This is a genomic window from Pedobacter sp. 01T416_2, from assembly GCF_056398925.1.
The window spans coordinates 1-5,911 of the sequence record NZ_JBFTQI010000354.1 but is presented as its reverse complement, the minus strand read 5'-3'; the positions used below and the strand labels follow the sequence as shown (position 1 = coordinate 5,911).

The 5,911-nt window shown below is 39.1% G+C and carries 5 protein-coding genes; all 5 read right to left on the bottom strand.

Translation table 11 applies throughout. The features are described from left to right. A partial coding sequence (locus tag AC1DPQ_RS15335; protein ID WP_477610078.1) for a M1 family metallopeptidase occupies positions 1 to 1,849 on the bottom strand: 1,849 nt, incomplete at its 3' end. 11 nt (positions 1,850 to 1,860) lie between these two features. Continuing rightward, positions 1,861 to 3,045 carry an NRAMP family divalent metal transporter gene (locus AC1DPQ_RS15330; protein ID WP_477610076.1) on the bottom strand — a complete coding sequence of 395 codons (1,185 nt, stop codon included), beginning with the start codon at positions 3,043 to 3,045 and terminating at the stop codon, positions 1,861 to 1,863. Next, positions 3,042 to 3,797 (bottom strand): 5-oxoprolinase subunit PxpA, encoded by a 756-nt coding sequence (locus AC1DPQ_RS15325; RefSeq protein ID WP_477580004.1) that lies wholly within the window; start codon positions 3,795 to 3,797, stop codon positions 3,042 to 3,044. The genes AC1DPQ_RS15330 and AC1DPQ_RS15325 overlap by 4 nt, the downstream gene beginning before the upstream one ends. A 2-nt stretch (positions 3,798 to 3,799) precedes the next feature. Next, positions 3,800 to 4,798: a 5-oxoprolinase subunit C family protein gene (locus tag AC1DPQ_RS15320; RefSeq protein ID WP_477580006.1), complete on the bottom strand. Its 999-nt coding sequence runs from the start codon at positions 4,796 to 4,798 to the stop codon at positions 3,800 to 3,802. Between the two features lie 2 nt (positions 4,799 to 4,800). Next, entirely contained in the window at positions 4,801 to 5,541 is a 741-nt protein-coding gene (gene pxpB, locus AC1DPQ_RS15315) for a 5-oxoprolinase subunit PxpB (protein ID WP_477580008.1), read from the bottom strand. Positions 5,542 to 5,911 lie beyond the last annotated feature (370 nt).

Below are 5,911 nucleotides of genomic sequence, written 5' to 3'. Positions count from 1 at the left end.
GGTATCCCGTAATTAATCTAAGGTTCATCTCGTTTTTCTCAACCGATAATCCTTGTAAAAACACAGCCAAAAGTTCTTTAGGCTTAGTGCTTTTGCCCGAAAGCATATTTTCGTAGGCATTGATATAGGCTGATGCCCGTTCTAACGGGTCAGCAAGATCATAAAGATTTGCCATCATCTCTTTATCAATCGGAAAAAGGCCATATCCCGCACCGTTTGCATTAAATAAAATATACTGTGGTTTTGGAAGACCTTTTGCTTCAATTAAATCTGCTTTAGCATTTTTAGCATTTACAACCAAAATCTTATGCTCCGATGGGTAAACCAGCTTAACCGTAAAAGATTGCGGCCATACCCGTGGCTGCCCCATCTCACTGCTTTGGTTTAAGCTTAAATCGCTAATTTTATCTCCTTTGTATTTAATTTCATAACTAAAAACCGGCCTACCAGGTTCATTTACCCAAACTTTGTTCCAACTATGGAGATCACTTTTGCTATATTTACTTAAAATGGCAATCAAATCATTCCATGTAGCGTTGCTATAACTGTACTTTTTCAGATACTCCCTTATACCCTGTTGAAAATTCTGTTTTCCCATCAATAATTCCAATTGACGCATCATAATTGGTGCTTTATGGTAAATTATATTTCCATACATTGATCCTGCTTCTTGTAAATTATCCAATTGCTGGCGAATGGGATTGGCGCCCAGTGTTCTATCTACCCCGTAAGCTGCCGGATAATGGTCTTGTAAAAACTTAAGGTCGAAAGTACTTTTACCCATTAACTTTTCAGTTACCTTATCGGCCATAAAATTGGCAAAAACCTCTTTCATCCAAACATCGTTAAACCATTTCATGGTTACCAGATCGCCAAACCACATGTGTGCGGTTTCATGCGAAATCAGATTAGAACGCGAAATGAACTGATCCTTGGTTGCACCTTGATCTAAAAACAATGCTGATGCTTTATATTGTACCTCCCCAGGATGTTCCATACCGCCAAACTGGAAATCTGGAATACTAACAAAACCCACTTTTTGAAAAGGATATTTTATCGCTGTCCAGTCTTCCAAAAAATCGATGGCATCGCGATGTGCTACAAAAACAGAATCCACACTGAGCTTAATTTTGGCTGAATCAGTTTCGCGGTGCAAAAATTCCATTTTATTATTTTTCATTTCCCTATTTATCAAGGTATATTTACCCGCAGTGAAGGAAAATAAATAAGTGGGTAATTTATCCGAATTATTGAAATGATAGGTAGTAGAATTCCCTTGCACAACTGAATCTTTTTTAACGGCGTTAGCCATTATTTTCCAATCAGTTGGAACAGTTAACGAAAGTAAAAATTTAGCTTTTAAATCGGGTTGATCAAAGCACGGGAATACCGTTCTGGCATGATCAGGAACAAAGAGCGCATACAAAAAGTCTTTGTTTCGGTTTAATGATTCGTTACCCGCAATAAATCCGATCTCGATATGGTTAGCACCTATTTTTAAATACTCTTGTTTTACTAAGATATGTTCTGCTTTAAAATCAATCGGTATCGTTTTGCCATTAACCGATACTCGTTTTATATGCTGTGCATTCTGCTTAAAGTCGATCTGCAGATGAATTAACTTATTTAACTTAAAATCAATATTTTCAGTTGATTGAATTGGCGCTGTTTGTTCTGTTGGAATGGTAAAGTGAAGTTTATATTGAATATTACTTACGGCTGCACTTCTGGAACTTGCTAATGCAAGAGAAACTCCAGGCTCAACGGCTATGGGATTAGTAACCTCTTGTGCAAAACAACTAGCGCTTAATAGTAATAAAAGGCAAAGATATTTCGTAATTGTAGTCATTTAATAAAGATTTATTCTCCGTTAATCATCTGTAAAATGGTTCCGTAACTCATCCAAACCATGGTTAATACCACAGCTAAACCCGTTAGCGTTAGCCAAAGCGGTTGTTTGTAATTTGCGATAATTTTAGTTCTATAGGCCGCAATAAGCATAATCCCCAGGGCAATTGGCAGAATAAAACCATTAATAGCGCCTACAGTGAGTAATATTTTAACTGGTTTACCGATTAGGATAAAAATAACACAAGAGATAGATATAAAGGCAATGATAATCTCTCTATTAAACTTTAATATCAACGGATGAAAACTCTTAATAAATGAAATGGAGGTATAGGCGGAGCCCACAACTGAAGAAATTCCCGCAGCCCATATTACCACACCAAAAATCTTATATCCGATTTCGCCGCTGGCCAATTTAAAAACCGAAGCAGCTGGATTGGATGGATCTAAGGTAAAACCTTTGCTTACCACCCCTAAAGCTGCAATAAACAACAACAAACGCATAATAGAGGCCAATCCAATGGCACTTAATGCCCCTTTATTTACAGCACCTAAATTATGGATCCCAGTTTGCCTGGCATCCAATAAACGGTGAGCACCCGAAAAGGTGATATAACCACCCACTGTTCCACCAACTATGGTTAATACTGCCGTAAAACTAAACTGCGTAGGATTTACTGCCCTTAATGCAGCTTCTGCCAATGGTGGCGAACTGGTGTAAGCGATAATTAAGGCAAGTACAATTTTAATCAGCCCCATGGTTTTGGCAAAAACATCCATTGCCTTGCCTGCTTCTTTGTAAATAAAGATACCTATTGCCATAATTGCGCTTATTACAGCACCCTGTCCTACACTAATGCCGAATAATACATTGAGTCCTAAGCCAGCGCCGGCAATATTACCAATATTAAAAGCCAAGCCACCTAAAAAAACCAGGAAAGAAATAAAGTATCCCAAACCTGGAAATACCTTATTGGCTATATCTTGAGCAGGTTTATCGGCAACAGCAATAATCCGCCAGATGTTTAACTGTGCAATGGCATCTAATATGATGGAYAGTAATATCACAAACGCAAAACTTGCGCCTAATTGCTGGGTAAAAACTGCGGTTTGTGTTAAAAATCCAGGGCCAATGGCTGATGAAGCCATTAAAAAAGCTGCCCCTAAAAGTACACTCCAATTGTATTTTGGCTTCATATAGTTGGGACTTTAATAGCTATGCCTTCTTTTTTTAACCTTTCGGCTATTAATTTAGCAAAAGCAACAGCGTGTTCACCATCGCCATGCAAACAAACCGTTTCGGCCTTAACCGCAATGCGATTTCCATTTACACTATTTACTTCCTGGTTTAAAGCAAATCCCAGTACCTGATTGATGGCATCTTCTTCATTCGTAATTAAAGCATTGTCTGCTGACCGAGGGGTAAGTAAACCATCATCCTGATAACTGCGATCGGCAAAAACTTCTGATGCGGTTACAATCCCCTTTTTTTCAGCTTCATCGATCATCTTACTTCCTGCTAAAGCATATAAGATCAGACCAGGGTCGAAATCGTAAACGGCCTGTACAATGGCTTTTGCCAAAGCGGTATCCTTTGCAGCCATATTATACAATGCGCCATGTGCTTTAACATGATGCAATTTACTACCTGCAGCTTTGACAAAACCGCTTAATGCACCCATTTGATATAAAGTAAGCTGATAAGCCTCATTTGGGGTAATCTTCATTTCTCTACGACCAAAGCCCTGCAGATCGGGCAAACCAGGGTGCGCACCAATGGCCACTCCTTTTTTTAAGGCTAAAGCTACAGTTTGCTGCATTACAGCCGGATCGCCGGCATGGAAACCACAGGCAATATTTGCCGATGAAATATAATCCATCAGTTTTTCATCATTGGGCATGGTATAATTCCCAAATGCTTCTCCCATGTCGCAATTAAGATCGATCATTTTCATGTTTTAATATATTTAAGGCCTATTGCCATGGTAATCAACGATAAATCGTGTTCACGTTCAAGGTAAAGTGCTTCTGCTTCATCTCTCGAAATTTCAGAAAAATGAATAGTATCGCCGGGTTTTAACTGGGCACATAAAGGTAAATCGACCGCTGCAACGTGGGCGATATGTGGGTAACCACCTGTTGTTTGGCAGTCGGCCATGAGTATCACCAAATCGCCACTTCCAGTTACCTGGATAACGCCAGGGGTTACTGCCGTGCTGAGCAATTCCTTTTTAACTTTCCTCACCAATGGCTTTCCAGATAAATGATACCCCATACGATTACTCCTTCTATCGATGGTATAAGAATTGGTTAAAAATGAAATAATGGATGTTGCGTCAAACCAGCTGATTTCATTGGCAAGTACAACTCTAATGCTTTGTCTATTCTCTGGCAGTAAGCTTTCGCGCGAAATGCGCCAATTTGGATAGGTTAACGATCTTTCAATCAAATGATTCAATATTCCATTTGATACATCGCTAAGTAAAGCACCGCCGATCAAAACATCTGCCTTTTGCAATGCCCTTCCCTTAAAGCCCCCAAAAGCAGCAGTAAGATAGGTACTTTTACTTTCCATTAGATCAGGCACATTCCATCCACCCGCAATAGCCAAATAGGTACGCAGCCCAATTGCATTATGGATCAGCTTTATAACGGAACCTGCCGGAAAAAACAATGGCTTTTCTGCAGGCATTAATTCATTATTGTAAACTAAGGTTGCACCATCGCCAGAATAAGAAATTAGAACAGGTGTTTCAGCTTTAAATGAAGCATCGGCATAGGTAAACTCAATGGTAGCATTATTATCATCGTTACCAACTGCTTTATTCGCTAACCGGTGGGCCAGCTCATCCATGGCGCCCGATATAGGTACAGCTTGCGAAAGATATCGGTATCGTCCCATATCCTGAATGGTACTTAATGAACCTGGCTTAATGATGCTGATTTTCATACTCATATTTCAGCATAAGCATTAAACTCCTTTATACCAATGGCTTTAAAAGTAACCATATCCCCTCCCTTTAAAAGTGATGGCTGTAAGCGGTTTACATCAAACATCTTTAATGGTGTTCTTCCAATAATCTGCCATCCGCCAGGTGTCTCCATAGGATAAATACCGGTCTGATTGCCTGCAATCCCTACAGATCCAGTGGGTATTTTAGCATTGGGAATCTCTTTTCTAGGGGTTGATAATCTGGCATCCATTCCGCCCATATAGGCGAAACCCGGCACAAAGCCGATCATGAAAACCGTATATTGCCCGGCAGTATGTATATCAATTACCTCAGTTTCGCTAAGCCTGTTTGTGCGGGCTACCGTTGAAAGATCCTGTCCGAAATCGCCACCATAACATACAGGAATAATCAATTTATCAGGTATTTTGCTTGATTTTTCTCTTTTTGTTTGAGCAATTTTATTTAAATGTGCTGATACCTTTTCGAAACAAACCTGACCCGGAAGATCTGATAACATCACACTTAAGGGATCAAAAAAAACAGTTAATGTAGTATAAGCCGGAACTGTGGTTATTAAACCAGAAAAAGGGTTTTGCAACAACAATTGATTAAAATCGGTGATCAGGGCCAGCAAATCGTGATCGATTGCTGTTCCGAATCCTATAGTAACCGATTTTTCACTCAACCCGTAAATTTTTATGGGAATGTTTGCTCCAAAATACCCTACCTGCTCAGTCATACAAAAACAGTAAGATTTAATAATAAGTGTTCTTCATAAAACGGACCAAACAACTAAACTGCTGCTATAAAAATGACTATATAATATCAAAATCACAAGTTTTGTGAATAATCGTAGCTAACTGTGCGCAAAAAACAATAAAGAAGTATTTTTAAATGGCTATACGGGTACTTGATTCTTAGTAATCTATTAAAATCAATAGCCAGGCAAGGCCTTAAAAAYTCCTTTTCACTATCCTTTCAATCGCTTTGCCCCAAAATTCGCCTAAAGATGCGGCGCCTAATTTATTTGGATGCAGGTAAAAAGTACCAGCCTGCCCTTTCTCAGGAATCAACTCGGTAAGGTGGTGTTTTTTAAAATAATTGAATGC

Bases quoted from the DNA above. Each gene is read 5' to 3' on its own strand.
- AC1DPQ_RS15325 (WP_477580004.1), bottom strand. From the start codon at position 3,797: ATGATCGATCTTAATTGCGACATGGGAGAAGCATTTGGGAATTATACC.
- AC1DPQ_RS15320 (WP_477580006.1), bottom strand. From the start codon at position 4,798: ATGAAAATCAGCATCATTAAGCCAGGTTCATTAAGTACCATTCAGGAT.
- pxpB (WP_477580008.1), bottom strand. From the start codon at position 5,541: ATGACTGAGCAGGTAGGGTATTTTGGAGCAAACATTCCCATAAAAATT.